Origin of the sequence: Pseudomonas sp. SLBN-26 (assembly GCF_006715895.1) — a bacterium.
Classification (GTDB): Bacteria; Pseudomonadota; Gammaproteobacteria; order Pseudomonadales; family Pseudomonadaceae; genus Metapseudomonas; species Metapseudomonas otitidis.
Genome location: NZ_VFOB01000001.1, coordinates 615,606 through 639,413, shown reverse-complemented (window position 1 = coordinate 639,413; position 23,808 = coordinate 615,606). Strand labels below are relative to the sequence as shown.

The 23,808-nt window shown below is 68.1% G+C and carries 27 protein-coding genes and 2 pseudogenes; 12 read left to right on the top strand and 17 right to left on the bottom strand.

Annotated features, from left to right (window positions below; all coding sequences use genetic code 11):
• Positions 1 to 9 precede the first annotated feature (9 nt).
• From FBY21_RS03085 to aroC, 3 genes are read right to left on the bottom strand one after another with little or no spacing between them, the layout of a single operon-like run.
• Positions 10 to 624, bottom strand: a complete 615-nt coding sequence (locus FBY21_RS03085; RefSeq protein ID WP_142008540.1) for a methylthioribulose 1-phosphate dehydratase — start codon at positions 622 to 624, stop codon at positions 10 to 12.
• Positions 621 to 1,772, bottom strand: coding sequence for an MFS transporter (locus FBY21_RS03080; protein WP_142008538.1), 1,152 nt, complete (start codon positions 1,770 to 1,772; stop codon positions 621 to 623). Before FBY21_RS03080 ends, FBY21_RS03085 begins: the two co-directional genes overlap by 4 nt.
• Entirely contained in the window at positions 1,769 to 2,860 is a 1,092-nt protein-coding gene (gene aroC, locus FBY21_RS03075) for a chorismate synthase (RefSeq protein WP_142008536.1), read from the bottom strand. Before aroC ends, FBY21_RS03080 begins: the two co-directional genes overlap by 4 nt.
• Before the next feature lie 129 nt (positions 2,861 to 2,989).
• Here aroC and FBY21_RS03070 point away from each other — a divergent pair, with 129 nt between their 5' ends.
• Together FBY21_RS03070 and FBY21_RS03065 are read left to right on the top strand one after the other, a co-directional pair.
• Positions 2,990 to 3,982 (top strand): alpha/beta hydrolase, encoded by a 993-nt coding sequence (locus FBY21_RS03070; protein WP_142008534.1) that lies wholly within the window; start codon positions 2,990 to 2,992, stop codon positions 3,980 to 3,982.
• A gap of 34 nt (positions 3,983 to 4,016) precedes the next feature.
• Complete coding sequence (locus FBY21_RS03065; protein ID WP_142008532.1) at positions 4,017 to 4,805, top strand: hypothetical protein; 789 nt, start codon at positions 4,017 to 4,019, stop codon at positions 4,803 to 4,805.
• A gap of 47 nt (positions 4,806 to 4,852) precedes the next feature.
• Here FBY21_RS03065 and prmB read toward each other — a convergent pair whose 3' ends face one another.
• Positions 4,853 to 5,767: a 50S ribosomal protein L3 N(5)-glutamine methyltransferase gene (gene prmB / locus FBY21_RS03060; RefSeq protein ID WP_107330266.1), complete on the bottom strand. Its 915-nt coding sequence runs from the start codon at positions 5,765 to 5,767 to the stop codon at positions 4,853 to 4,855.
• 326 nt (positions 5,768 to 6,093) lie between these two features.
• On the opposite strand from prmB, the gene FBY21_RS03055 reads away from it, so the two are divergent.
• The 3 genes from FBY21_RS03055 (at position 6,094) to FBY21_RS03045 (ending at position 7,719) form a co-directional block, all read left to right on the top strand.
• Positions 6,094 to 6,690 (top strand): cysteine hydrolase family protein, encoded by a 597-nt coding sequence (locus tag FBY21_RS03055; RefSeq protein ID WP_044399773.1) that lies wholly within the window; start codon positions 6,094 to 6,096, stop codon positions 6,688 to 6,690.
• Between the two features lie 102 nt (positions 6,691 to 6,792).
• Positions 6,793 to 7,113 (top strand): hypothetical protein, encoded by a 321-nt coding sequence (locus tag FBY21_RS03050; protein WP_044399776.1) that lies wholly within the window; start codon positions 6,793 to 6,795, stop codon positions 7,111 to 7,113.
• A gap of 48 nt (positions 7,114 to 7,161) precedes the next feature.
• The gene (locus FBY21_RS03045) at positions 7,162 to 7,719 is read left to right on the top strand and encodes a Smr/MutS family protein (protein WP_074973945.1); all 558 of its coding nucleotides are present in this window, start codon (positions 7,162 to 7,164) and stop codon (positions 7,717 to 7,719) included.
• A 39-nt stretch (positions 7,720 to 7,758) separates the two neighbouring features.
• Here FBY21_RS03045 and FBY21_RS30150 read toward each other — a convergent pair.
• Together FBY21_RS30150 and FBY21_RS30145 are read right to left on the bottom strand one after the other, a co-directional pair.
• A pseudogene (locus tag FBY21_RS30150) lies at positions 7,759 to 8,175 on the bottom strand (methyl-accepting chemotaxis protein); the annotation flags it as partial.
• A 126-nt stretch (positions 8,176 to 8,301) separates the two neighbouring features.
• Positions 8,302 to 9,075: pseudogene (locus tag FBY21_RS30145) on the bottom strand (PAS domain-containing protein); the annotation flags it as partial.
• A 341-nt stretch (positions 9,076 to 9,416) separates the two neighbouring features.
• On the opposite strand from FBY21_RS30145, the gene folE reads away from it, so the two are divergent.
• Positions 9,417 to 9,977, top strand: a complete 561-nt coding sequence (gene folE, locus FBY21_RS03035) for a GTP cyclohydrolase I FolE (RefSeq protein WP_044399785.1) — start codon at positions 9,417 to 9,419, stop codon at positions 9,975 to 9,977.
• A gap of 66 nt (positions 9,978 to 10,043) precedes the next feature.
• Here folE and FBY21_RS03030 read toward each other — a convergent pair whose 3' ends face one another.
• From FBY21_RS03030 to FBY21_RS03020, 3 genes are all read right to left on the bottom strand, one after another.
• Positions 10,044 to 10,394, bottom strand: a complete 351-nt coding sequence (locus tag FBY21_RS03030; protein ID WP_142008530.1) for a GFA family protein — start codon at positions 10,392 to 10,394, stop codon at positions 10,044 to 10,046.
• 81 nt (positions 10,395 to 10,475) lie between these two features.
• Positions 10,476 to 11,075 (bottom strand): glutathione S-transferase family protein, encoded by a 600-nt coding sequence (locus tag FBY21_RS03025; protein WP_044399791.1) that lies wholly within the window; start codon positions 11,073 to 11,075, stop codon positions 10,476 to 10,478.
• 14 nt (positions 11,076 to 11,089) lie between these two features.
• Complete coding sequence (locus tag FBY21_RS03020) at positions 11,090 to 12,256, bottom strand: PLP-dependent aminotransferase family protein (protein ID WP_044399794.1); 1,167 nt, start codon at positions 12,254 to 12,256, stop codon at positions 11,090 to 11,092.
• Positions 12,257 to 12,337: 81 nt separating this feature from the next.
• Here FBY21_RS03020 and FBY21_RS03015 point away from each other — a divergent pair, with 81 nt between their 5' ends.
• A complete protein-coding gene (locus tag FBY21_RS03015) occupies positions 12,338 to 12,793 on the top strand; it encodes a MarR family winged helix-turn-helix transcriptional regulator (RefSeq protein ID WP_044399797.1) in 456 nt (151 codons plus the stop codon).
• A 6-nt stretch (positions 12,794 to 12,799) separates the two neighbouring features.
• Here the strand turns inward: FBY21_RS03015 and FBY21_RS03010 are convergent, their stop codons facing one another.
• Positions 12,800 to 13,429: a hypothetical protein gene (locus tag FBY21_RS03010; RefSeq protein ID WP_142008528.1), complete on the bottom strand. Its 630-nt coding sequence runs from the start codon at positions 13,427 to 13,429 to the stop codon at positions 12,800 to 12,802.
• Between the two features lie 148 nt (positions 13,430 to 13,577).
• On the opposite strand from FBY21_RS03010, the gene FBY21_RS03005 reads away from it, so the two are divergent.
• Together FBY21_RS03005 and FBY21_RS03000 are read left to right on the top strand one after the other, a co-directional pair.
• The gene (locus FBY21_RS03005) at positions 13,578 to 14,189 is read left to right on the top strand and encodes a LysE family translocator (protein ID WP_074973955.1); all 612 of its coding nucleotides are present in this window, start codon (positions 13,578 to 13,580) and stop codon (positions 14,187 to 14,189) included.
• Positions 14,189 to 15,400 (top strand): benzoate/H(+) symporter BenE family transporter, encoded by a 1,212-nt coding sequence (locus FBY21_RS03000; protein WP_142008526.1) that lies wholly within the window; start codon positions 14,189 to 14,191, stop codon positions 15,398 to 15,400. Before FBY21_RS03005 ends, FBY21_RS03000 begins: the two co-directional genes overlap by 1 nt.
• A gap of 59 nt (positions 15,401 to 15,459) precedes the next feature.
• On the opposite strand, the gene FBY21_RS02995 is transcribed toward FBY21_RS03000, so the two are convergent.
• Entirely contained in the window at positions 15,460 to 16,221 is a 762-nt protein-coding gene (locus tag FBY21_RS02995) for an SDR family oxidoreductase (protein WP_107330275.1), read from the bottom strand.
• 227 nt (positions 16,222 to 16,448) lie between these two features.
• Here FBY21_RS02995 and FBY21_RS02990 point away from each other — a divergent pair, with 227 nt between their 5' ends.
• The gene (locus FBY21_RS02990; protein WP_074973961.1) at positions 16,449 to 17,453 is read left to right on the top strand and encodes an NADP-dependent oxidoreductase; all 1,005 of its coding nucleotides are present in this window, start codon (positions 16,449 to 16,451) and stop codon (positions 17,451 to 17,453) included.
• 30 nt (positions 17,454 to 17,483) lie between these two features.
• Here FBY21_RS02990 and FBY21_RS02985 read toward each other — a convergent pair whose 3' ends face one another.
• Genes FBY21_RS02985 through FBY21_RS29800 form a run of 4 tightly spaced genes read right to left on the bottom strand, consistent with a single transcriptional unit; the run spans position 17,484 to position 20,256 of the window.
• Positions 17,484 to 18,701: a winged helix-turn-helix domain-containing protein gene (locus FBY21_RS02985; RefSeq protein WP_142008524.1), complete on the bottom strand. Its 1,218-nt coding sequence runs from the start codon at positions 18,699 to 18,701 to the stop codon at positions 17,484 to 17,486.
• Positions 18,698 to 19,159, bottom strand: a complete 462-nt coding sequence (locus FBY21_RS02980) for a DUF3291 domain-containing protein (protein ID WP_142008522.1) — start codon at positions 19,157 to 19,159, stop codon at positions 18,698 to 18,700. The genes FBY21_RS02985 and FBY21_RS02980 overlap by 4 nt, the downstream gene beginning before the upstream one ends.
• A 10-nt stretch (positions 19,160 to 19,169) precedes the next feature.
• Positions 19,170 to 20,048, bottom strand: coding sequence for a PhzF family phenazine biosynthesis protein (locus FBY21_RS02975; protein WP_142008520.1), 879 nt, complete (start codon positions 20,046 to 20,048; stop codon positions 19,170 to 19,172).
• Between the two features lie 37 nt (positions 20,049 to 20,085).
• Positions 20,086 to 20,256, bottom strand: a complete 171-nt coding sequence (locus tag FBY21_RS29800; protein WP_074973976.1) for a DUF1127 domain-containing protein — start codon at positions 20,254 to 20,256, stop codon at positions 20,086 to 20,088.
• 153 nt (positions 20,257 to 20,409) lie between these two features.
• On the opposite strand from FBY21_RS29800, the gene FBY21_RS02965 reads away from it, so the two are divergent.
• Positions 20,410 to 21,261 (top strand): LysR substrate-binding domain-containing protein, encoded by an 852-nt coding sequence (locus FBY21_RS02965; RefSeq protein ID WP_142008518.1) that lies wholly within the window; start codon positions 20,410 to 20,412, stop codon positions 21,259 to 21,261.
• A gap of 166 nt (positions 21,262 to 21,427) precedes the next feature.
• On the opposite strand, the gene FBY21_RS02960 is transcribed toward FBY21_RS02965, so the two are convergent.
• On the bottom strand, positions 21,428 to 22,180 hold the full coding sequence (locus tag FBY21_RS02960; protein ID WP_174244713.1) for a sulfite exporter TauE/SafE family protein: 753 nt from the start codon (positions 22,178 to 22,180) through the stop codon (positions 21,428 to 21,430).
• A 102-nt stretch (positions 22,181 to 22,282) separates the two neighbouring features.
• Here FBY21_RS02960 and FBY21_RS02955 point away from each other — a divergent pair, with 102 nt between their 5' ends.
• Positions 22,283 to 23,239: a LysR family transcriptional regulator gene (locus tag FBY21_RS02955; protein ID WP_142008516.1), complete on the top strand. Its 957-nt coding sequence runs from the start codon at positions 22,283 to 22,285 to the stop codon at positions 23,237 to 23,239.
• A 1-nt stretch (position 23,240) separates the two neighbouring features.
• On the opposite strand, the gene FBY21_RS02950 is transcribed toward FBY21_RS02955, so the two are convergent.
• Complete coding sequence (locus FBY21_RS02950; protein ID WP_142008514.1) at positions 23,241 to 23,753, bottom strand: RDD family protein; 513 nt, start codon at positions 23,751 to 23,753, stop codon at positions 23,241 to 23,243.
• Between the last annotated feature and the right edge of the window lie 55 nt (positions 23,754 to 23,808).

Below are 23,808 nucleotides of genomic sequence, written 5' to 3'. Positions count from 1 at the left end.
AGGGTGGCGTCAGCGGGCCTGCAGGGCGCGAACCTTCAGCTCGCACTCGAACAGGAATTCGAAGGCTTCGACCTGGCGCAGGGCGTCGCTCATGCGCGGGCCCCAGGTGTAGAGGCCGTGGCCACGGATCAGGTAGCCGACGCACTCGGGGTGCGCGTCCAGCCAGGGCTGGACCTTGGCTGCCAGGCGGGCGATGTCCTGGTCGTTGTCGAAGATCGGCACTTCCACCTGGCTTTCATGGGTGGACACGCCGCTGAAGGCCTTCTGCAGTTCGTAGTCGGCGAACACCAGCGAGTCGCTCAGGGTCAGCCGCGAGAGAACGGTGGCGTTCACCGAGTGGGTGTGAAGCACGGCGCCGATCCCGGGCTGCCAGCGGTACAGCTGGGTGTGCAGCAGGGTCTCGGCGGAGGGCTTCTTGCCGGGCTCCAGGCTGATGCCGTCGAGGTCGGTGGCCAGCACGTCGTCCTCGCCGAGCTGGCCCTTGTGCTTGCCGGAGACGGTCAGCAGCGCCTGGTCGGCCGACAGCCGCGCCGAGTAGTTGCTGCTGGTGGCCGGGGACCAGCCGCGACCATAGAGGAAGCGGCCGGCCTCGATGATTTCACGGGTGAGTGTTTCGCGGTTCATGCCCGCTCCTCTTTCAATTGAGTGGCAATGATAACGGCAGCGGCCATGGCGGCCAGGCTGGCGATGACGAAGGTCCAGGAGGCGCCCAGGCTGTTCCAGCTGTAACCGGAGTACAGGGCCCCGAGCGCGCCGCCGGTGCCGGCGAGTGCCGCGTAGAGCGCCTGGCCCTGGCCTTGCTGCTGCGGGCCGAACTGGCGTTGCACGAAATGGATGGCCGCCGCATGGAAGCTGCCGAAGGTCGCGGCATGGAGCACCTGGGCGAACAGCAGCACCGCGAGGTTGTCGGCGAGATGCCCCAGCAGCAGCCAGCGCAACGCCGCGAGCAGGAAGCTCGCGGCCAGCACCTGGCGAACCGGGAAGCGCGAGAGGATGCGCGCCATCACCAGGAACATCAAGACCTCCGCCACCACGCCCAGCGCCCACAGCTGGCCGATGAAGCCGCGCGGGTAGCCGAGGCTTTCCAGGTAGATGGTCTGGAAGGTGTAGTACGGGCCGTGGGACAGCTGCATCAACCCCACGCACAGGTAGAACGCCAGCACGCCGGGTTGCCGCAGTTGGTCGAGGAAGCCGCCGGTGGCGCCTCCCTCCCGGGCCACCGGCGTGGCATTGGGCACCCACCAGCTGCTGAGCACGATGCCGGCCATGATGACCACCAGCGCCACCGGGTAGACGTCCAGGCTGAACACCTCGAACGCCTTGCCCAGGCCGACCACGGTGAGGATGAAGCCGATGGAGCCCCACAGGCGGATCTGGCTGTAGCGCGCGGCCTGCTCCCTGAGATGGGCCAGGGTGATCACTTCGAACTGCGGCAGCACCGCGTGCCAGAAGAAAGCGTGCAGGGCCATGATCATCGCCAGCCAGGCGTAGCTCTTGTCGACGAAGATCAGCGCGAAGGTGCACAGGGTGCAGAGCGCGCCCAGCCGCACGATGGCCAGGCGCCGGCCGCTGCGGTCGCCCAGCCAGCCCCAGAGGTTGGGCGCCACGCAGCGCATCAGCATGGGGATGGCCACCAGCTCGCCGATGCGCGCGGCGGAGAAGCCCAGGTGGGCGAAGTAGAGCCCGAGGAAGGGCGCCGTGGCGCCCAGCAGGGCGAAGTAGAACAGGTAGAAACCGGACAGCCGCCAGTACGGCAGCGCGCCGCCGGTCACAGCTGGCCGAGCACCGGGGTGGTGACGCGCACATCGGCGTTCTGCCCGCGGTGGCGCAGCAGGTGGTCCATCAGCACGATGGCCATCATGGCTTCGGCGATGGGCGTGGCGCGGATGCCGACGCAGGGGTCGTGACGGCCCTTGGTGATGACGTCCACCGGGTTGCCGTCGACGTCGATGGAGCGGCCCGGGGTGGTGATGCTGGAGGTGGGCTTGAGCGCCAGGTGGGCGACGATCGGCTGGCCCGAGGAAAGGCCGCCGAGGATGCCGCCGGCGTTGTTGCTGAGGAAGCCTTCCGGGGTCAGCTCGTCGCGGTGCTCGGTGCCGCGCTGGGCGACGCACGCGAAGCCGGCGCCGATCTCCACGCCCTTCACCGCATTGATGCTCATCAGCGCGTGGGCGAGTTCCGCGTCCAGGCGGTCGAAGATCGGCTCGCCCAGGCCGGGCGGCACGCCTTCGGCGACGACGGTGATCTTGGCGCCGACGGAATCCTGGTCACGGCGCAACTGGTCCATGAAGGCCTCCAGCTCCGGGACCTTGTCCGGGTCGGGGCTGAAGAAGGCGTTCTGCTCCACCGAATCCCAGGTCTTGAAGGGGATTTCGATCGGGCCGAGCTGGCTCATGTAGCCGCGCACGCTGATGCCCAGGGTGGCCAGGTACTTCTTGGCGATGGCGCCGGCGGCGACGCGCATGGCAGTCTCGCGCGCCGAGGAACGGCCGCCGCCGCGGTAGTCGCGAACGCCGTACTTGTGGTGGTAGGTGTAGTCGGCGTGGGCCGGGCGGAACAGGTCCTTGATCGCCGAGTAGTCCTTGGACTTCTGGTCGGTGTTGCGGATCAGCAGGCCGATGGAACAGCCGGTGGTGCGGCCTTCGAAGACGCCGGAGAGGATTTCCACCTCGTCGGCCTCCTGGCGCTGGGTGGTGTGGCGGCTGGTGCCCGGCTTGCGGCGATCGAGGTCACGCTGCAGGTCCTCCAGGGAAAGCTCCAGCCCGGGCGGGCAGCCGTCGACGATGGCGACCAGCGCCGGGCCGTGGCTTTCGCCAGCCGTGGTGACGGTGAACAGCTTGCCGTAGGTGTTGCCGGACATGCACAGTGCTCCGCTGAAATGGGCCTCGAAGAAAGGCCGAGGAGTATACCTGCGGCGCCCGACCAGTTCACCCACGAACCTTGCGCCGGTGCCGGCATCCAAGCCTGGCACTCCCACACGGATTCCCCCATGCCCCGACTGCTGTACACCCTGCTCGCCCCGCTGCTCTGCAGCCTGCTCCCACCCGCCACCGGCTTCGCCGCCCAGACCGTGCTGCAGCGCCCCATGGACCTGGACACCGGCACCGGCGTGCTCCACGGCACCCTGCTGCTGCCCGGTGGCGAGGGGCCGGCCCCCGTTACGTTGCTGGTGGCCGGCTCCGGCCCCACCGACCGCAACGGCAACAACCCCATGGGCGGGCGCAACGACAGCCTGAAGAAGCTCGCCGAGCTGCTGGCCCGCAACGGCATCGCCAGCCTGCGCTTCGACAAGCGCGGCATTGCCGCCAGCCACGACGCCGGGCCGGACGAACGCCAGCTGAGCCTGGACGGCTACGTGGACGACGCCGTCGCCTGGGCACGCCAGCTCAGGGCCGACCCCCGGTTTTCCAGACTGATCCTGATCGGACACAGCGAAGGGGCGCTGATCGCCAGCCTGGCCGCGCCACGTACCGAAGCCGCAGCCCTGGTGGTGATCGCCGGCAGCGGCCGGCCCTTCGACCAGTTGCTGGTGGAACAGCTGCGCCAGCGCCTGCCGCCTCCGCTCCTGGCACGGAGCGCCGCGATCCTCGCGGCCCTGCGCAACGGCCGGACCGTGGACGAGGTGCCGCCACCGCTGATGGTGCTGTTCCGACCCAGCGTGCAGCCTTACCTGATCTCGCTGCTGGCCCACGACCCGGTCGAGGCCTTCGCGGCGGTGAAAGTCCCCGCACTGATCCTGCAGGGCAGCCACGACATCCAGGTCGGCGTCGCCGATGCCGAGGCCCTGAAGGCCGCGAAGCCCGATGCCGAGCTGGCGGTCATCGGCAGCATGAACCACATCCTGCGCATCACGCCGGCCGGTATCCAGGAGCAGCTGGGCTCCTATAATGCCGCCGAGCCGCCCCTGGCTCGCGAGCTGGGCCAGCATCTGCTGGCGTTCATCGCCGCCCTGCCCTCCAGCCCGCCGCCTGGCGGCCGATAACCGGATCACACCGCGCCCGTAACAGGAAAGCCCGATGAGCGACACCGACACCCAGCACCCCGAGGCCCTGGACCCCACGCCCGTGGTGGTGCCACCGCATCCCTGGGCCGACTTGGCGCCGGAGAACCACCTGCTGCTGAGGCTCGCGCCATTGCCTGCCGACGCCGCCACGGGGCCCCGGCCACTGCGCTTCATCGAGCTGGGCGAGGTGGAACGACACAGCCCCGACCACAGCCTGCTGGTGCTCAGCCTGCACCTGCCGGGGCAACTCATGCGCAAGGAACAGAACCGCCTGGAGGTCTGGGCCGACCACCGCAGCAAGGAGGTCCGCTTCGGCCCCGACGACGGCCTGCGGCTGGAGCCCCAGAACCGTGGCCTGGGGCGCTTCCTGCTGGCCCGAGGCATCCACTGGGCGCGACGCCAGTGGGCGCACTACCGGGTCGAAGGCGGCGCACTGCCGAACACGCTGGCCGTCTCGGAAGACATTCGCCAGCGCCGCGACCACGTACTCAAGGCCCAGGGATTCGAAGTCACCTACCAGGACCCGCTGCAACTGCACGCCCACTACGGCGCCGGTCGCGTCAGCGAGCTGCTGGATGACTGGAACAAGGAGAAGGTGCAGGTCATCGGCCTGCTGGACGCGGCCAACATGCTGCAGCAGGCCGACCACAACCTGCACCAGCAGGAAATCCAGATCCGCAAGCTGGAGGACCGCGTCGCCGAGCTCAAGCGCGACGACAGCGGCCTGCGCTTCACCATCACCTGCCTGGTGGTCTTCGCCGTGTTCCAGGCCGGCCTGCTGATCTGGATCGCCACCCACTGACGGGCACGCCCCGATTTTCAGAGGTGCCCTGAGCGGGGAGGCCCTCTTCAGCCCGCCAGGCGGGCGCGGAACAGGGCCTGGTGCTCGCGGCACTGGCGGGCACTGAGCAGGAACACGCCATGCCCGCCCCGGGCGAACTCCAGCCAGGTGAAGTCCACTTCCGGATACAGCGCCTCCACATGCACCTGGCTGTTGCCAACCTCGACGATCAGGGTGCCCTGCTCGGTCAGGTGGTCGGCGGCTTCGGCCAGCATGCGCCGCACCAGGTCCAGCCCATCATCGCCACAGGCCAGGCCCATGGCCGGCTCGTGGTGGTACTCCTCGGGCATGTCGGCGAAGTCTTCCGCATCGACATAGGGCGGGTTGGACAGGATCAGGTCGAAGCGCTGGCCGGGCAGGCCGTCGAAACCGTCGCCCTGGACGGTGTAGACGCGGTCTTCCAGCTCATGGCGCTCGATGTTCTGGTTGGCCACTTCCAGCGCGTCGAAGGACAGGTCGGCCAGCACCACCTCTGCCTCGGGGAAGGCGTGGGCGGCGGCAATGCCGATGCAGCCGGAGCCGGTGCAGAGGTCGAGGATGCGCGCCGGCATGTTCGGCAGCCAGGGCTCGAAGCCCTGCTCGATCAGCTCGCCGATGGGCGAACGGGGCACCAGCACGCGCTCGTCGACCACGAACGGCAGGCCGCAGAACCAGGCCTCGCCCAGCAGGTAGGCGGCCGGTACGCGCTCATGGATGCGGCGCTTCAGCAGGGCCTGGACATGCTCGCGCTCGTCGTCCTCCAGGCTGCAGTCCAGGTAGCTGTCGGCGATCTCGTAGGGCAGGTGCAGGGCGCCGAGGACGAGCTGGCGGGCTTCATCCCAGGCGTTGTCGGTGCCATGGCCGAAAAACAGGTTCTCCCCATGGAAACGGCTAACGGCCCAGCGGATGTGGTCGCGCAGGGTGCGCAGGCGGGATTCGGACACGACGCTCTACCTCTTGGAACGGGATGCGGATTCTACACCCGACCGCTCAGGGCTTGCGACGCACCTAGGGGTCCTCCCGGCGCTCACGACGCAATTCGCGCAACACGGCGATGGCCACGGCGCAGGCGAACAGCAACCAGAAAGAAGGGGGAAGATCAGACAGGCCATTCATGCGGCAACTCCTTGCACACGGCGACTTCGACTCCATCCGAAGGGCTTCGATGGTGCGCCGGGCGGGAAGGTTCCCGCAAGAGGATTGCGCGACATGGTTCACTTATCGCGTCACACGGCGGACAATAGCGGCCTACGTCGTACCGGAGATTCGCATGTCTGCTCCCAAATCCATGTTCCAACTCAGCGGCCGGGGCTACCCGCCGACCACCCTGAGCAACGCCACGCTGGTCATCATCGACGTCCAGGAGGAGTACCGCAGCGGCGTCCTGGCCCTGCCCGGCCTCGACGCGGCACTGGAGGAGATCGCGACCCTGCTGGCCGCCGCTCGCGCAGCAGGCACTCCTGTCGTACACGTCAAGCACCTGGGCGTTCCGGGTGGCCTGCTGGACCCCCAGGGCGAACGTGGCCAGCAGATGCCCGAAGCCGCCCCGCTGCCTGGCGAGGTGGTCGTCGAGAAACGCCTGCCCAACGCCTTCGCCGGCACCGACCTGCACGACCGCCTGCAGGAGATCGGCCACCTGGACCTGATCGTCTGCGGCTTCATGACCCATTCCAGCGTCAGCACCACCGTGCGCGCCGCCAAGGACTACGGCTACCGCTGCACCCTGGTCGCCGCCGCCTGTGCCACCCGTGACCTACCCACTCCTGACGGCGGCGTGATCAGCGCCGACGAGATGCACCGCGTCGAGGTCATCGCCCTCGCCGACAACTTCGCCAGCGTCGTACCCAACGCACGCGCCCTCGCCTGAGGCAACGCCTCACCGCAAAGCCGGCCCTCTCCTATCGGGCGAATGGCAGGAACCCCACCCGCTGGTTCCGGTCATACGCCCGATCAAGACGAGGAAGACCGGATGAGACAACCCGATGGATTCGACGCCCGCCGCCTTCGCCCCCATGCGCCCCGGCACCTGGGCTGGCGGCTGCTGGCCGGCTGTGCGGCGCTGATCGCCACCCTGGGCATCCTCCTGGCGATGGCCGGCTCGGCCACCCTGCTCGGCCGTCCGCCGGCACTGGGCCCTCTCAACGACAGCACCGGCGCCGCGCTGACCCTGCTGGTCAGCGGCCTGTTGCTGCTGGCCTTCGGCGTTGGGCTCTGGCGCCATGCACGGCGGCGCTTCCGTCGGCGCAGCAACCTGGACCTGTCACCCCGGTTGATGAAGAAACGCCACTGACGTCGCCCCGCCTCGCGGGTAAACTGAGCGGCCGCTGTGGAGGCCCTCATGCAAGACGACGATTTTTCCCTGTTCAGCCAGCAGATGCGTGGCGTCAAACGCATCCAGCACGACCGCGCGGATGTCGGCAAGCCGCGTGCCGACCGCCAGCAGGTCGTCAGCCGCCGGCAGAACGCCACCCAGGCGGGCACCAGCACCAAAGTGGACGGCCTGTCCGACCTCTTCGTGATCGATGTGGGTGCCGAGGATGAACTGAACTGGGCCCGCGACGGCGTCCAGGAAGGCCAGATGCGCAAGCTCAAGCAGGGCCAGATCGCCTTCGAGGGCAGCCTCGACCTGCACGGTATGACCGTGGAAAAAGCCCGCGAGACACTCTGGGACTTCCTCGCCGAAGCCGCCAAGCTGGAAATCCGCTGCGTGCGCATCACCCATGGCAAGGCCGCACGCCTGGATGGCAAGCGCCCGCTGATCAAGAGCCACGTCAACACCTGGCTGCGCCAGCATCCCCAGGTGCTCGGCTTCACTTCCTGCCTGCCGCGCCACGGCGGCACCGGCGCCCTCTACGTGATGCTGCGCCGCACCATGCTCGAAGGCCGCGACGAGTAACCGTGACCAGGGCCGCCCGGCACCGGGCGGCCACTTGATTCAACGTTCCAGCGTGGAACTGAACTGGCGGATGGCTTCCACCACCCGCTGGGCACCTTCCTGGATCTCCAGGATCGCCTGGCCCGCCTGGCTGGCCAGCTGCACCCCCTGCTCCACCTTCTCGCGGCTGCTTTCCATGCTCTGCACCGCCTCCTGGGACAGCTCATGGTTGCGCCTTACCACGTCGACGATCTCCACCGTCGCCTGGGCCGTGCGCGCCGCCAGGTTGCGCACCTCCTCGGCTACCACGGCGAACCCGCGCCCCTGTTCGCCGGCGCGTGCCGCCTCGATGGCAGCATTCAGCGCCAGCAGGTTGGTCTGGTCGGCAATGCCGCGGATGGTCTGGACGATGCTGCTGATCTGGTCGGACTGCTGGCTCACGGCCGAAATGCCGCTGGCCGCCCGGTTCAATTCGCCAGCGATGCCCTGCACCACGTCCACCGTGCGCTGGACCACTTCAGCACCACGCTGCGCACCACCGTCGGTCTGCAGGGATATCTCGTAGGCCAGGTGCGCCGCTTCGGACTCGGCCTGCTGGTGCAGCACCTGCTCAGTCACGTCCGAGGCCAGTTTCACCACCTTGTAGAGGGTGCCATTGGCGTCAAACACCGGGTTGTAGGTGGCACGCAGCCAGACCACATCCCCGCGCTTGTTGACCCGCTTGAAGCGGCCGGAGAAGAACTCACCGCGGTTCAGGCGCTCCCAGAACTGTGCGTACTCGGGCGAAGCGCCATCCTCGCGGGTACACAGCTGCCGGTGATGGCGCCCGCGGATCTCGTCCAGGCGATACCCCATCAGGCTGAGGAAATTCTCGTTGGCGGTGAGCACCTCGCCCTTGAGGTTGAACTCGATCACCGCCATGGAACGGTCGATGGCGCTGATCAGGCTTTCCTGCTGTTGTTCACGCACCACCTGGGCGGTGATGTCGGTGGCCAGCTTGAGCACCCCGACCACCCGCCCAGCCGTGTCACGCACCGGGTTGTAGCTGGCCTCGAGCCACAATTCGCGCCCTTGCTTGTCCTGGCGACGGAAGCGGTCGCGGATGAACTCGCCCGCCGCCAGGCGCTCCCAGAAGCGGCGGTACTCGGCACTATTGGCATAGGCCGGATCACAGAACATCCGGTGGTGCCGTCCCTGCACCTCCTCCAGGCGGTAACCGACCGCAGACAGGAAATTCTCGTTGGCGGACACGATGGTGCCATCCGGCAGGAATTCGATGACCGCCATGGAGCGATCGACGGCGCTACGGCGCGCCAGGGCCTGCGTGAGCTGGGCTTGGCACTCGGCCAGTTCGCGCTTGAGGGATGACTGGAACATCGGGCAGGACCTCGAAAACGGCATGAGGATAAGAAAGACGACACAGGTATCGGCAGCCTAGGGATTGGCTGAAGCGATGGGCAATCGAAGCTTGCTATCGCCGCGATAGCCGACTGCCATCAGACGGCGGGGAGGCCAAAGAAGTTCGGCAAGCACGGGCAGGCGCAGTACAATCGCCGCCGAACGAAACGCGACCATGTGCCGGGTGGCCGTGCGGAAGCCGCCGCCAGAGCGTCCCGCCCCCACCGCGTGCGATGCAGCCGTAAGGGCTGCCCCGGCAACGACCGGGCCCGATGGGCATGCCAATGGTCCGCCTACATCCACTCGATTCTGGAAGCACCATGGACTCTAGCCCCGACAAACTGGCAAGCCACTACACCGCGATCCTCGGCCAATTAGGCGAGGACGTGAACCGCGAAGGCCTGCTGGACACCCCCAAGCGCGCTGCCAAGGCCATGCAGTACCTCTGCCGCGGCTACGAGCAGACACTGGACGAGGTGATCAACGGCGCCCTGTTCACCTCCGACAACAGCGAGATGGTGCTGGTCAAGGACATCGAGCTGTACTCCCTGTGCGAGCACCACCTGCTGCCCTTCATCGGCAAGGCTCACGTGGCCTACCTACCCAACGGCAAGGTGCTGGGCCTGTCCAAGGTGGCGCGCATCGTCGACATGTTCGCCCGCCGCCTGCAGATCCAGGAGAACCTGAGCCGGCAGATCGCCGAAGCGGTGGAGCAGGTCACCGGCGCCCTGGGCGTGGCCGTGGTGATCGAGGCCCAGCACATGTGCATGATGATGCGCGGCGTGGAGAAGCAGAATTCCTCGATGATCACCTCGGTGATGCTCGGCGAATTCCGCAACAACGCCGCGACCCGCAGCGAGTTCCTCAACCTGATCCGCTGAGGGATCGCCCACGAAAAAACCGGCCCAGGGCCGGTTTTTTTATTTGGCGCCCCGGAAGACGACCCGCTAGAAGCTGCGCCCATCCACCTTGCGCACCTGCAGCGCATCCGGATCGACGCCCTCCAGGCAGCGCACGTTCACCGCCGCCATGGCGTTGCCCTGGGGATCGGAAGCCTCGCCGAACGGCGCGCAGCCACAGGTGCCGCAGAAGTGATGGGCGATCTGCATGCGATTGAAGCGATAGGTGGACAGGTCGACCTCGGGCGTCTCCAGCGCCAGCTGGGCGCGCGGGACGAACCACAGCAGGTAGCCACGCTTGCTGCACAGCGAGCAGTTGCAGGCCATCACCTCGGTGATGGGGCTGCCCTCGACCTCGAACGCGATACGGCCGCAATGGCAGCCTCCCCGGTATTTCATCTGCACGCCTCCAGGCCCGGAATGGACCCGGAGGACGTTAGACCAGGGCTGCCGTGCGCGCCATGGCGGCGACGTGCCGCCTCAACCGATGCTGACGTGACGCGGATGAGCCGCCACCCGTGCCATCCAGGCCTGGATAGCGGGGAAGCCGGAGAGGTCGAAGCCGCCCTCTTCCGCCACGTGGGTGTAGGCGTACAGGGCGATGTCCGCGATGGAATAGGTATCACCCACCAGGTACGGCGTGCGGGAGAGCTGCTGCTCCATCACCCGCAGGGCCTTGTAGCCGCGCACCAGGCACACCTGGTACTCCTCGGCGCGCTCGGCCGGCATGCCCTGGTAACGCTTGATGAAGCGCGCCACCGCCACATAGGGCTCATGGCTGTACTGCTCGAAGAACTGCCACTGCAACACCTGGGTGCGCAGGCGCGGCTCAGTGGGCAGCAGGTCGCTGCCCTCGGCCAGGAAGTTGAGGATGGCGTTGGACTCCCACAGGGTGGTGCCGTCCTCCAGCTCCAGAACCGGGATCTTGCCGTTGGGGTTGAGCGCCAGGAAGGCCTCGCTCTGGGTCTCACCCTTGAGGATGTCCACCGGCACCCACTGATAGGGCTGCCCGAGCAGCTCGAGGATCAGCTTGACCTTGTAGCAGTTGCCGGAAATCACATCACCGTAAACCTTGTACATCGCCTGCTCCTCGATCAGACGGCCTGGGCGGCCTGGGCTTCCCGTACCACGCTGGCCAGACGGCGCAGCCCCTCGCCCAGGCGCTCCGGCGCCACGTGGCTGAAGTTCAGGCGCAGGTAGCCGGGGTGGTTGTCCGGATCGATGAAGAACGGCTCGCCCGGCATGAAGGCAACGTTCTGGTCCAGCGCCGGCTTCAGCAGGGTGCGGGTATCCAGCGGCTGCTTGAGGGCCAGCCAGAAGAACAGCCCGCCCTGGGGCACTTCCCAGGTGGCCAGGTCGCCGAAGTGTTCTTCCAGCGCCGCCTGCATGGCATCGCGGCGCACGCGGTAGAAGTCACGCAGCTCGGCCAGGTGGCCCCGGTACTGCTCGCTGCCGAGCCACTGCAGGGCCTGCCACTGGCCGATGCGGTTGGTGTGCAGGTCGGCGGACTGTTTCAGGCGCAGCAGGTAGGGGAACAGGTCCGGACTGGCGATCAGGAAGCCTACGCGCAGGCCCGGCAGCAGGGTCTTGGAGACGGTGCCGGTGTAGATCCAGCTGGCCTTCTTCAGGCGGCTGACGATGGGGGTGGCGCTGCCGCCGTCGAACACCAGTTCGCGGTACGGCTCGTCCTCGATCAGGGTCACGCCGAACTCGTCCAGCAGCGCCGCCACGGCGTCGCGCTTGGCCTCGCTGTAGCGCACCGCCGAGGGGTTCTGGAAGGTCGGGATCAGGTAGGCGAAGGCCGGCTTGTGCTGCTCCAGGCGCTGGCGCAGGGAGGCCAGCTCGGGGCCGTCAGCCTCCTGGGCCACGGCGATGCAGTCGGCACCGAACAGCTGGAACGCCTGCAGCGCGGCCAGGTAGGTCGGCGCTTCCAGCAGCACCTCGGTGCCCGGGTCGATGAACAGCTTCGACGCCAGGTCCAGGGTCTGCTGGGAACCACTGACGATCAGCACCTGGCTGGCATCGCAGGGCACACCCAGGGCGCGCGCCTCGGCGGCCACCGCCTCACGCAGAGCCGGCTCGCCCTCGCTCATGCCGTACTGACCCATGCTCGCCGGCATGTCCGCCCACTCCACCTTCGGCAGCATCGGCTCGGCCGGCAGGCCACCGGCGAAGGACATCACCTCCGGGCGCTGCGCCGCAGCGAGGATTTCACGGATCAGGGAGCTTTTCAGGCGGGCGATGCGTTCGGAGAAGGCCATGGATGTCACCGGGTGCGAAGGCGTGAGAATTGAGTCAAACTGCTTGACCGAAACTACGATGCCCGGGATGGATACGTCAATATGCTTGACCTGAAAAACCCCGCCGTCCAGCACGCCGCCATGGAAGCCTTCTTCTTCGGCTACCAGGCCTTCACCAGCAAGCCCGACGAAATGCTCGCCCGTCGCGGGCTGTCGCGGGTGCACCACCGCATCCTGTTCTTCATCGCCAAGTACCCGGGGCTGAGCGTGAAGGAAATGCTCGGCTACCTCGGCGTGAGCAAGCAGGCGCTGAACACGCCGCTACGCCAGTTGATGGAGATGGACCTGGTGCAGAGCAGCACCGCCGACGACGACAAGCGCAAGCGCCAGCTGGGGCTGACGGCAGAAGGCTCGAAGCTGGAGAAGAGCCTGCGTCGGGAGCAGGCCCGCCTGCTGGAGCGGGCCTTCGGCGAGGCCGGGGCCGATGCGGTGGAAGGCTGGCTGAAGGTCAACCAGACCCTGGGCGGCGCCCGCCAGGACGAGCCGGAAGGCACCTGAGGCGCCTCAGCGCCCGCCCTCCAGCTCCCGCGCACCCCGGAAGAACACCAGTGCCGTGGCCACCACCGACACCAGCGCCGGCAACGAACTGAACGCCGCCAGCAGCAGCGAAACCAGCATCACACCCGTCACCAGGATGGCACCGGCCACGACCCGGAAAGACGAATAGGTGTCCGGCACCTTCACCAGGCGCACGCCGAGCCAGATGCACCCCGCCCCGCACAGCACCAGACCGGAGCCGTACAGAGCCATCTCCCACCCCAGGCTCCCCAGCTGGTCGCCCACCGTCATCAGCATCACCTGCAGCAGCACGCTGGTGACCACCACGACCCAGGTGGGCCAGGTCAGGCCGATGGCAGCAAAACGCGCCTCGGCGAAGACCTTGAAGCGCAGGGAGACATAGCTGCCCAGTAGCACCAGGGAAAGACCCGACCAGTCGGTGTAGGCCACCGGCAGCTCGATTCCGAACCAGCCGATCGACACCACACCCAGCAACAGCACCAGGTTGCCCAGGAAGCCGACCAGGGACAGCCAGCCCAACAGCCTGAGCTGGCCAGCGCTCCATTCCGGCAACGGGCGCGGTGCCTCCGGCTGGAGCAGTTCGACCTGAGGGGGTGCGTAGGGGTTCTCGTCCATGACGGGGCTCCTGATTCAACTGACCGGCACAGTAACGGTGCACACGGGCGACGTCACGCGACTGTATCGCTTTTTGCGCACATCGCTGTACGGGGCGCGGCGAAGCGCCACGCCGTAGGCTTTCTCCCTCCAAGAAGAGAGACCTGTCATGAGCCTGGAACTGTTGCTCGCCTTTGCGCTGTTTGCCCTCGTCACCTCCATCACCCCCGGCCCCAACAACATGATGCTGCTCGCCTCCGGAGTGAACTTCGGCATCCGCCGCAGCCTGCCGCACATGCTCGGCATCAGCATCGGCTTCATGGTGATGGTCGCTGCGGTAGGCCTGGGACTGCACCAGGTCTTCGAGCAGGTTCCCCTGCTGTACAGCCTGCTGCGCTATGGCGGCGCGGCCTACCTGGTCTACCTGGCCTGGAAGATCGCCGGCTCCGGCGCCCCCGACGACGCCAAGGGCGAGGCGCGCCCCTTCACCTTCCTCCAGGCGGCGGCCTTCCAGTGGGTCAACCCCAAGGCCTGGGTGATGGCGATCGGCGCCATCACCACCTACACCCCGCAGGAGAACTTCGTCACCAACGCCCTGCTGATCGCCGCCCTGTTCGCGCTGATCAACTGCCCCAGCGTCGGCCTCTGGACCGTTGCCGGCAGCCTGCTGCGCCACTGGCTGTCCTCGCCACGGGTGCTCCGCGCGTTCAATATCGGCATGGCCGTCCTGCTGGTGGCCTCGCTCTACCCCATCCTCGTCGACTTCAAGGGAACGCTCTGATGACCCGTGCCTCCGACACCGGCACCGCCCTGCCCCGCCTGCGCCCGCTGGCCGACTCCTCGCCTTCGGCGGTGGTGGCCGGTTTCATCGCCATGCTCACCGGCTACACCAGCTCCCTGGTGCTGATGTTCCAGGCCGGCCAGGCCGCCGGCCTCTCCAGCGGGCAGATCGCCTCGTGGATCTGGGCCCTGTCCATCGGCATGGCCATCTGCAGCATCGGCCTCTCGCTGCGCTACCGCACACCGATCACCGTGGCCTGGTCCACCCCGGGCGCGGCACTGCTGATCACCAGCCTGCCCGGCGTGCCCTATTCCGACGCCATCGGCGCCTTCGTCGTCTGCGCCATCCTGCTGACCCTGGTGGGGCTCACCGGCGGCTTCGAGCGGCTGATGCGGCGCCTGCCGGGCTCCCTCGCCGCCGCGCTGCTGGCCGGCATCCTGTTCAAGATCGGCAGCGAGATCTTCATCGCCGCCCAGCACCGCACCGCCCTGGTCCTGGCGATGTTCTTCAGCTACCTGCTGTTCAAGCGCCTGCAGCCGCGCTATGCGGTGCTCGCCGCGCTGCTGGTGGGCTGCGTCACCGCCGGTGCCCTGGGCCTGCTGGACTTCAGCGGCTTCCACTTCCACCTGGCGCAACCGGCGTGGACCACCCCGACCTTCTCCTTCACCGCCATCATCAGCATCGGCCTGCCGCTGTTCATCGTGGCGATGGCATCGCAGAACATCCCCGGCATCGCCGTGCTGCGTGCCGACGGTTACCAGGTGCCGGCCTCGCCCCTGGTCTCGGCCACCGGCTTCGCCTCGCTGCTGCTGGCGCCCTTCGGCTCCCACGGCATCAACCTGGCCGCCATCAGCGCCGCCATCTGCACCGGCCCCCACGCCCACGAGGATCGCAGCAAGCGCTACACCGCCGCCATGTGGTGCGGGGTCTTCTACGGCATCGCCGGCACCTTCGCCGCCACCCTGGCCGCGCTGTTCGCCGCCTTCCCCAAGGAGCTGGTGCTCTCGGTGGCGGCCCTGGCGCTGTTCGGCTCCATCAGCAACGGCCTCACCGTGGCCATGCAGGAGCCCAAGGAGCGCGAGGCCGCACTGGTGACCTTCATGGTCACGGCCTCCGGCATGACGCTGCTGTCCATCGGCTCGGCCTTCTGGGGCCTGGTGGCCGGCGTCCTGACTCTGCTGATCCTCAACGTCAGGACCGGGCGGGACTGACCTGCCCCGAAACGGAAAAGGCGCCCAAGGGCGCCTTTTCCGTGTGACCGCTCGACGGCTCAGACCACCGTCGCGCCACCGTCCACCACCAGCGAATGCCCGGTGGTGAAGCCCGCCACGTCGCTGCACAGGTAGAGCACCGCACCGGCGATCTCCTCCACCTTGCCGATGCGCCCCACCGGGTGCATGGCGGCGGCGTACTCGCCCTTCTTCGGGTCCGCCTCGTAGGCACGGCGGAACATGTCGGTGTCGATCACCGCCGGGCATACCGCGTTCACCCGCACCTTCTTCTTCGCGTACTCCACGGCGGCCGACTTGGTCAGGCCGATGACCGCGTGCTTGGAGGCAGCGTAGATGCTCATCTTCGGTGCCGCGCCAATGCCCGCCACCGAAGCGGTGTTGACGATGGCGCCGCCGCCCTGGGCCAGCATCTGCGGGATCTGGTGCTTCATGCACAGCCACACGCCCTTGACGTTGACGCCCATGATCGCGTCGAACTCGTCCTCGTTGCCGTCGGCCAGCTTGCCCTTCTCGATCTCTATGCCGGCGTTGTTGAACGCGTAGTCGAGGCGACCGTAGGCCGCGACGGTTCCCTCCACCAGCGCCTTCACCTCGGCATCCCGGGTCACGTCGCAACGGATGAAGGTGGCCTCGCCACCCGCCTCGCGGATCAGCTGCACGGTGGTCTCGCCGCCGGCCACGTCCACGTCGGACACCACCACCTTGATGCCTTCAGCGGCAAAGGCCTGTGCAGTAGCGCGGCCGATGCCATTGCCGGCGCCGGTGACCAGGGCGACCTGGCCGGAGAATCTCGTGCTCATCGATGCAACCTCGGATGCTGTGGAAATCGCCCGGAGTCTAGCCAGTCGGACCGAGACGGCGTCAGCATCATCAGGCCGCTGGAGAGGGCAGCATCCAGACGGATGATTAAGGCCACCCCCGTGGATCATCCAGATTCATGCCGTGGCATTCCTCGCGACAACGAACCTTGCCCTGGCCGGCCTGCCCGACTAAACCGGTGGGTCTCACCCATTCGGAGTCCCCTGCCATGTCCCTGATCAACCGCCAGTTCCTGCTCGCCAAGCGCCCCGTGGGGCCCGCCACCCGCGACACGTTCAACTTCGTCGAGACGGCCGTTGGCGAACCCGGACCCGGCCAGGTGCTGGTGGAAAACCTCTACCTGTCCCTCGACCCGGCCATGCGTGGCTGGATGAACGACGCCAAGTCCTACATCCCCCCGGTGGGCATCGGCGAGGTGATGCGCGCCCTCGGCGTGGGCAAGGTGATCGCCTCCAACCACCCGGACTTCGCCGTGGGCGACCACGTCAACGGCGCCCTGGGTGTGCAGGACTACTTCCTCGGCGAGCCGCGCGGCTTCTACAAGGTCGACCCGAGCAAGGCGCCGCTGCCGCTGTACCTCTCCGCCCTGGGCATGACCGGCATGACCGCCTACTTCGCCCTGCTGGACGTCGGCGCGCCCAAGGCCGGCGAGACCGTGGTGCTCTCCGGCGCCGCCGGTGCGGTGGGCAGCGTCGCCGGGCAGATCGCCCGCATCAAGGGCTGCCGCGTGGTCGGCATTGCCGGTGGCGCCGACAAGTGCCGCTTCCTGGTGGACGAACTGGGCTTCGACGCAGCCATCGACTACAAGGCCGAGAACGTCGCCGAAGCGCTCAAGCGCGAGTGCCCCAAGGGCGTGGACGTGTACTTCGACAACGTCGGCGGCGACATCCTCGACGCCGTGCTGACCCGCCTCGCCCCCAGGGCCCGCATCGTCATCTGCGGCGCCATCAGCCAGTACAACAACAAGGAAGCGGTCAAGGGCCCGGCCAACTACCTGTCGCTGCTGGTCAACCGCGCCCGCATGGAAGGCTTCGTGGTGATGGACCACGCGGCGAAGTTCGCCGATGCCGCCCGCGAAATGGGCGGCTGGATGGCCAGCGGCCAACTGAAGAGCAAGGAAGACGTGGTGGAAGGCCTGGAGACCTTCCCCGAGACCCTGTCCAAGCTGTTCGACGGCGGCAACTTCGGCAAGCTGGTGCTCAAGGTCCGCTGAGACCTGGCGGGGGCCGCCACGTGGCCCCCGCTATGCCTGCAACCAGCGCCCCAGCCCTTGCGAAACCGGCCTCACGCAGGCCAGGTCCACCCTGTCCAGCCCCAGCCAGCTCGCCATCTCCACCAGGCAGCGCCCCAGTTCGGCCAGCGCCGGTTCCGGCAGGCCGCCGGGCTCTTCGTGCACCGCCAGCACCTTCAGGCTGCCGCCCTGCCGGTCAGCACGCAGGTCGACCCGCGCCACCAGGCGATCTCCCAGCAGGAACGGCAGCACGTAGTAGCCATAGCGCCGGCGATCGGCCGGGGTGTAGAGCTCCAGCCGATAGTGGAAGCCGAACAGCCGCTCGGTGCGGCTGCGCTCCCAGATCAGTGAATCGAAGGGCGACAGCAACGCCGCTGCGCGAACCCGACGGGGGATGACCGGCTCACCGGCGCAGTAAGCGGGCTGGGTCCAGCCGCGCACCTGGGTCGGCAGCAGTTCGCCGGCCTCCACCAGCTCCGCCAGGGCCCGTCGGGCATCGGCCACTTCCAGGCGGAAGTAATCACGCAGGTCCTTCTCCGTCGCCACGCCCAGGGCGCGTGCGGCGTGCAGCAGCAGCGCGCGCATCGCCGCATCGGGCGTCGGCTCCGGGGTGTTCAACCATTGTGCGGGAATCACCCGCTCCGGCAGGTCGTACAGGCGCTCGAAGCCGCGCCGGCCGGCCACCGTCACCTCGCCAGCGGCGAACAGCCACTCCAGCGCGTTCTTCTCGTCGCTCCAGTCCCACCAGGGGCCGGCCCGCTCGGTGCGGGTGCTGAGTGCACCGGCTCCGCTTGCGCCGTCCGTGCGGATGGCTTGCAGCACCCGCTGGATCACGTCCTGCCGCTCGCGGCCGAAACGCGCCAGCATGGCGTAGAGGCCCTGCCCGGCGGCCGAGCGCGCCATGCGCCAGCGCATCAGCGGGTAGAAGGACAGCGGCAACAGTGACGCCTCGTGCCCCCAGTACTCGAAGAAGCGCCGCTGACGCCCGCCGCTCCAGGCCAGCGCATCCAGCACCGAGGCCTCGTAGCCGCCCAGGCGGGAAAAGAACGGCAGGTAATGGGAACGCACCAGGGCATTCACCGAGTCGATCTGCACCACGCCCAGCCGCTCGGCCAGCGACGCCAGGTGCAGGGGCCGCACCGCGCCACGAGGCGCCCGGGTGAACCCCTGGGCCGCGAGCACCAGGCGCCGTGCCTCGCTCGCGCTCAGCGCCAGCGTCGCTCCACTCATGCCACGGGGCTCGCGGCAGCAGGCACCGGGTAGGCGTGACGGAAGGTGAAGGCCTCCGGCCCTGCGCCCTCCTCCTGCAGCCGGGCCAGGCGCCGGGCGGCTTCGTGCACGTCCGGCCGGTGACCCGCCGGCACCCACCAGAGCACCTGGTGGGCCTCGCCGAGGCGGTCGAACCACTCGCCCCGGCGCTTGAGCATCTCGGTGTGGGCGCCCTGGTAGGTGAAGGTCTTCAGCGAATCCAGGTCCCGCCAGAGCGAGAGGTTCACCACCACGTCATCGCCGAACGGACGCAGCGCGGTGGCATCGCCCGACTCGTCCTGCAGCCGCCAGAGGTAGCCGGGAGAAGCCTCCGCGAGGCCGTTGATGCGGGCCAGGTTGGCGACGAAATCCGCCATCACCGGCGAATCCAGCGGGGCTTTCATGCGGGCGATGTTCAGTTGTGCCAGGTGATGCGTCATGGGCGGGCCCTCACAGGTCCAGGGTCAGGGTCAGGGTCTGCATGACCTGGGCAGCGCCACCGGCCATCAGCCGCAGGATGGCGTCGCGCTCCAGGTCGAATTCAACGGTGATCAGGCTCGGCGACGGCGGCTGCATCAGGTGGCCCTGCTCGATGCGCAGCACCGGCTGCTTCAGCCCGACGCGGTCGTGCAGGTAGCAGGCCAGCGGCCCGGCCGCCATGCCGGTAGCCGACTCCTCGGCAATGCCGTAGCGCGGCGCGAACATCCGCGCCCCGGCGTGCCGGTCCGGCTGGCGGGTCTGCTGCGAGAAGGCGTACACGCCCACCAGGTCCAGCGCTTCGCTGAGCTGCTCCAGGGCAGGCGTATCGATGCGGATGCCGGCCACGTCGGCTTCGCTGCGCAGCGGCACGATCACGAAGCCCAGCCCGGTGCTCACCCGCTCCACAGGGAGGCCATCGGCCAGCTGTGCTGGCACGAGGCCCAGGGCCTGCAGCAGCTGCGCCTGCTGGCCGTCATCCAGCAGTTGGTAACGCGGCGCGGCCTGTTCCATGAAGACCTGCTCGCGCTCCACGAACACCGAGCGCCGGCCGTCGATGGTCTCCTTCGCCGACGCGCCGGGAGCGACCCGTCCCAGCTCCCGCAGCAGCGAGAAGGTGGCCACCGTGGCGTGGCCGCAATGGGCCACCTGGCGGTTGGGGGTGAAGAACTCCAGCTTGAACGGCGCCTCCTCGGAGGCGGAGACGAAGGCCGTCTCGGACAGACCGACACGGGCCGCGATGGCCTGTTTCTGGGCGGTGCTGAGCGCGTCGGCGTCCAGCACCACGCCGGCCGGGTTGCCGCCCACCGTGCCATCGGTGAAGGCGTTGACGATCCTGACTTCTACGTGCATGGGGCTTCCTTGTTCGGTGGTCGTGTGCGTCGGTGGGTTACTTGGCCAGGGGATCATCCCAGAAAGGCCGTTCGGATTCGCGCATGACATCGGCGCGGGACAGCCCCAGGTCCTTGAGCATCGCATCGCTGGCCCGGGCCAGGTCGCGGCGCTGCTGGTACAGCTGGGCCCAGCGCTGGAGGCGAGCCAGCAGCGTACGCCCCGTCATCGACAGGCGCGGTGAGTGCGGCAGCGAAACGGCGACTTGCAGGGTTGGACTTTTCATCGCGAGGCCCTCCTTGTGGGTTGGCGCCAGTTTCCGGCTGCAGCTAACATCAATCCAACGAATGTTTCTTATGCATCGCATCTTGGGAATTGATGAATGAGCTACCCCGCCATCGACACGGAACTGCTGCGTACCTTCGTCGCCATTGCCGACCACGGCGGCTTCACCCGCGCGGCGGAAGCCGTCAACCGCACCCAGTCGGCGGTGAGCATGCAGATGAAGCGGCTGGAGGAGGACGTGCTGGAGCGCACGGTGTTCGAGCGGGAGGGGCGCAATGTGCGGCTGACGGCCGAAGGGCAGATCCTGCTCAGCTATGCCCGGCGCATCCTCAAGCTGCATGGCGAGGTGATGACCACCCTGCGCGAGCCGCACATGGTCGGTGCCGTGCACATCGGCACGCCGGATGACTACGTGATGCGCTTCCTGCCCGGCATCCTCTCGCGTTTCGCCCAGGCCTACCCGCTGGTGCAGGTGGAGGTGCATTGCGACTCGTCCTCGCAGCTCATGCAGCGCCAGGACCTGGACCTGACCATCCTCACCCGCGCGCCGGGTACCGAGATCGGCGAGTTGTTGCGCCAGGAGCGCTTCGTCTGGGCCGAGGCCGTCGGCCACAGCCCCCACGAGCAGGCGCAGATGCCGCTGGCGATGTTCAACACCGACTGCTTCTGCCGGGCCTGGGCCTGCAACGCCCTGGACACCCTGGGCCGGGCCTACCGCGTGGCGTACACCAGCCCCAGCCTGTCGGCGATCATGGCCGTGGTCAGCGCCGGCCTGGCGGTCACGGCCCAGCTGCAGAGCCTGATCACCGCCGACATGCGCATCCTCGGCGAGGCGGAAGGCCTGCCCCTGCTGCCCAGCTGCAGCATCGTGCTGATGCGCAATCCACGCAGCACCTCGCCGGTGACCGATACGCTGGCCGAACACATCATCGAGGGGTTCCGCCTGTAGGGCACCTCTAAAAACTGCCTGCGTTGTCATCGCTGCGTTAAAAACAGGCTCGTGCGCGAGTCCGATCAAAATGCTCATTTACCGCGCGTAAACTGCGCTTTTTCGCCTGTTTTTGCCTTGCGCTGACTGCCTCGCCTACGTTTTTAGAGACGCCCTGTAGGCCCGATCACTTGATCGCCAGCAACACGGCACACACCAGCAGGAACACGCAGAACGCCGTGCGCAGCACCCGCTCGGGCAGGGCATGGGCCAGGCGCACGCCCCAGCTGATGCTGAGCAGGCCGCCCAGGGCCAGGGGCACGCCCATGGCCCAGTCGACGTGGTGGTTGAGGCCGTAGGTAAGCAAGGTCACGGCGGTGCTCGGCGCCGCCAGGGTCAGTGACAGGCCCTGGGCCACCACCTGGGTGGTGCCGAACACGCTGGTGAGCACCGGCGTGGCGATCACCGCGCCGCCCACGCCGAACATCCCGCCCATGGCACCCGCCACGCCGCCCAGCACGCCAAGCCACGGCCAGGGATGGCGCAGCTCGGCACTGGGCGTGGCCTTGGCCATGAACATGCGGGCGAAGTTGTAGGCCGCCAGGGCCAGCAGGAACACCACGAACGCCAGGCGCATGCTCTGGGCGTCCAGTTGCACCGCCACCAGCGAGGCCAGCCAGGCGAAACCGACGCTGGAGGCGGCCAGCAGCAGTGCATGGCGCGGGTCGATGCGGTTGCGCTGGTGGTAGCGCCACAGCGCCAGCAGCACGTTGGGCACCACCATCACCAGCGCCGTACCCTGGGCCAGTTGCTGATCCAGGCCGAACAGCACCCCCAGCGCGGGGATGGCGATCAGCCCACCACCGATGCCGAACACACCGCCCACCGTGCCCAGGCAGGCCCCCAGCGCCACATACATCGCAATCGACAACAGATCCATGGAACCTCCCATCCGAATTGGCGCGCATGCTACGCAGCCCTGGCTGGTGGGGAAACGCACAGCGGCGCACAATGGCTTTGCGCAATTCGCACAGGCAATCCCATGTACCCCGACGCCCTCACCGAACAGCTGGCGCTGTTCCTCGATGTACTCGACGCCGGCAGCTTCTCCGCCGCCTCGCGCCGCCACCCCCTGACGCCCTCGGCCGTAGCCCGCCGCATCGACGGGCTGGAAAAGGCCCTTGGCAGCACCCTGTTCATCCGCAGCACCCACGCGGTGCGCGCCACGCCCGCCGGCCTGGCCTTTGCCGAACGGGCAAAGCGCATCCTCGCCGAGCTGCGCCTGGCACGGGCCGAAGCCGTGTCCCTGAGCAGCGCCCCGGAAGGCCTGATCCGCATCGACGCCCCCGCCCCGTTCGGCCGCCGCCACCTGGCCCCGGCCATCGCCGAGTTCCTGGTCACCTACCCCGGGCTGGACGTGCAGCTGCGCCTGATCGACAGCTTCGTCGACATGCACGGCACCCACCTGGGCGAGGTCGACCTGATATTGCGCATCGGCCCACTGGCCGACACCCGCCTGGTGGCCACCCCGCTGGCGCCCATGGTGCGCATCCTCTGCGCCAGCCCGGAGTACCTGAAGCGACGCGGCGTGCCCCGCAGCGTCCGTGAACTGGAAGAGCACGAAGGCCTCGACTGGGACGCCCTGGCACCGCCCTACGCCTGGCGCTTCGAGCTGGACGGCCGGTTGCAGATCGTCCGCCCCAAGCGCATGCGGATGACCGCCAACAATTCCGAGACCCTGCTGTTCGCCGCCGTGGCCGGGCTCGGCGTGGCCCACCTGCCCACCTGGCTGATCAGCGACTATCTAGTGCGCGGCGAACTGGTGCCGCTGTTCTGCGACGACGGCCTGCCGCCGCCGGAGCCCAGCGGCATCTACGCGTTACGTCTGGAAGGGGAAGCCAGCTCGCGGAGCCGGCTGTTGCTGGAGTTCCTCAAGGACCGTTTCGGCCCGGAGCCGCCCTGGGACCTGGCCCTGCGGGGCGGCCTCGGTCGCGGCTGACTCAGGCCGGCAACTGGACCACGCGGGTGCCGGCGGTCAGGTCATGCAGGCAGCGGCGGTCGCCGCGGAAGATGAACAGGTAGTTCACCAGCAGCACCAACCCACCCAGCAGCGGGATGTAGGCCACCAGCCCCCAGAGCAGGTAGCGCTTGAGGTACATCGGAATCCACTCCGGCTTGTGGCCGTCCTGGTCGACGATGGCGATCTTCAGCAGGCGCTTGCCCACGGTCTGGCCGTAGCGGCTGAGGAACACCCCGTTGACCGCGAGGAAGGCGACGATCCCCAGCACGGCGCCCACCGCCTGCTGCCCGAAGCCGGGCTGCACGCCCGAGGTGATGCCGTCATAGACCCCGAAGACGAAGCCCAGGGGCAGGCAGACGAGGATCAGGATGAGGCTGTCGATGATCGCAGCGCCCAGGCGGGTGCCACGGGGCGCCAGCGGCAGGCCGCCGACGGTTTCCTGGGTGAGCGGAGCCTGGGGCGCCTGGTAGGGGTTGTTCTGCGGGTCGGTCATCTCGCACTCCTTGGCGAACGTGGGAAAGCGCCAAGTGTGGCTGCTTCCAGCCGGG

Bases quoted from the DNA above. Each gene is read 5' to 3' on its own strand.
- FBY21_RS03085 (WP_142008540.1), bottom strand. From the start codon at position 624: ATGAACCGCGAAACACTCACCCGTGAAATCATCGAGGCCGGCCGCTTC.
- aroC (WP_142008536.1), bottom strand. From the start codon at position 2,860: ATGTCCGGCAACACCTACGGCAAGCTGTTCACCGTCACCACGGCTGGC.
- FBY21_RS03070 (WP_142008534.1), top strand. From the start codon at position 2,990: ATGCCCCGACTGCTGTACACCCTGCTCGCCCCGCTGCTCTGCAGCCTG.
- FBY21_RS03065 (WP_142008532.1), top strand. From the start codon at position 4,017: ATGAGCGACACCGACACCCAGCACCCCGAGGCCCTGGACCCCACGCCC.
- FBY21_RS03055 (WP_044399773.1), top strand. From the start codon at position 6,094: ATGTCTGCTCCCAAATCCATGTTCCAACTCAGCGGCCGGGGCTACCCG.
- FBY21_RS03050 (WP_044399776.1), top strand. From the start codon at position 6,793: ATGAGACAACCCGATGGATTCGACGCCCGCCGCCTTCGCCCCCATGCG.
- FBY21_RS03045 (WP_074973945.1), top strand. From the start codon at position 7,162: ATGCAAGACGACGATTTTTCCCTGTTCAGCCAGCAGATGCGTGGCGTC.
- folE (WP_044399785.1), top strand. From the start codon at position 9,417: ATGGACTCTAGCCCCGACAAACTGGCAAGCCACTACACCGCGATCCTC.
- FBY21_RS03030 (WP_142008530.1), bottom strand. From the start codon at position 10,394: ATGAAATACCGGGGAGGCTGCCATTGCGGCCGTATCGCGTTCGAGGTC.
- FBY21_RS03025 (WP_044399791.1), bottom strand. From the start codon at position 11,075: ATGTACAAGGTTTACGGTGATGTGATTTCCGGCAACTGCTACAAGGTC.
- FBY21_RS03020 (WP_044399794.1), bottom strand. From the start codon at position 12,256: ATGGCCTTCTCCGAACGCATCGCCCGCCTGAAAAGCTCCCTGATCCGT.
- FBY21_RS03015 (WP_044399797.1), top strand. From the start codon at position 12,338: ATGCTTGACCTGAAAAACCCCGCCGTCCAGCACGCCGCCATGGAAGCC.
- FBY21_RS03010 (WP_142008528.1), bottom strand. From the start codon at position 13,429: ATGGACGAGAACCCCTACGCACCCCCTCAGGTCGAACTGCTCCAGCCG.
- FBY21_RS03005 (WP_074973955.1), top strand. From the start codon at position 13,578: ATGAGCCTGGAACTGTTGCTCGCCTTTGCGCTGTTTGCCCTCGTCACC.
- FBY21_RS03000 (WP_142008526.1), top strand. From the start codon at position 14,189: ATGACCCGTGCCTCCGACACCGGCACCGCCCTGCCCCGCCTGCGCCCG.
- FBY21_RS02995 (WP_107330275.1), bottom strand. From the start codon at position 16,221: ATGAGCACGAGATTCTCCGGCCAGGTCGCCCTGGTCACCGGCGCCGGC.
- FBY21_RS02990 (WP_074973961.1), top strand. From the start codon at position 16,449: ATGTCCCTGATCAACCGCCAGTTCCTGCTCGCCAAGCGCCCCGTGGGG.
- FBY21_RS02985 (WP_142008524.1), bottom strand. From the start codon at position 18,701: ATGAGTGGAGCGACGCTGGCGCTGAGCGCGAGCGAGGCACGGCGCCTG.
- FBY21_RS02980 (WP_142008522.1), bottom strand. From the start codon at position 19,159: ATGACGCATCACCTGGCACAACTGAACATCGCCCGCATGAAAGCCCCG.
- FBY21_RS02975 (WP_142008520.1), bottom strand. From the start codon at position 20,048: ATGCACGTAGAAGTCAGGATCGTCAACGCCTTCACCGATGGCACGGTG.
- FBY21_RS29800 (WP_074973976.1), bottom strand. From the start codon at position 20,256: ATGACGGGGCGTACGCTGCTGGCTCGCCTCCAGCGCTGGGCCCAGCTG.
- FBY21_RS02965 (WP_142008518.1), top strand. From the start codon at position 20,410: ATGAGCTACCCCGCCATCGACACGGAACTGCTGCGTACCTTCGTCGCC.
- FBY21_RS02960 (WP_174244713.1), bottom strand. From the start codon at position 22,180: ATGGATCTGTTGTCGATTGCGATGTATGTGGCGCTGGGGGCCTGCCTG.
- FBY21_RS02955 (WP_142008516.1), top strand. From the start codon at position 22,283: ATGTACCCCGACGCCCTCACCGAACAGCTGGCGCTGTTCCTCGATGTA.
- FBY21_RS02950 (WP_142008514.1), bottom strand. From the start codon at position 23,753: ATGACCGACCCGCAGAACAACCCCTACCAGGCGCCCCAGGCTCCGCTC.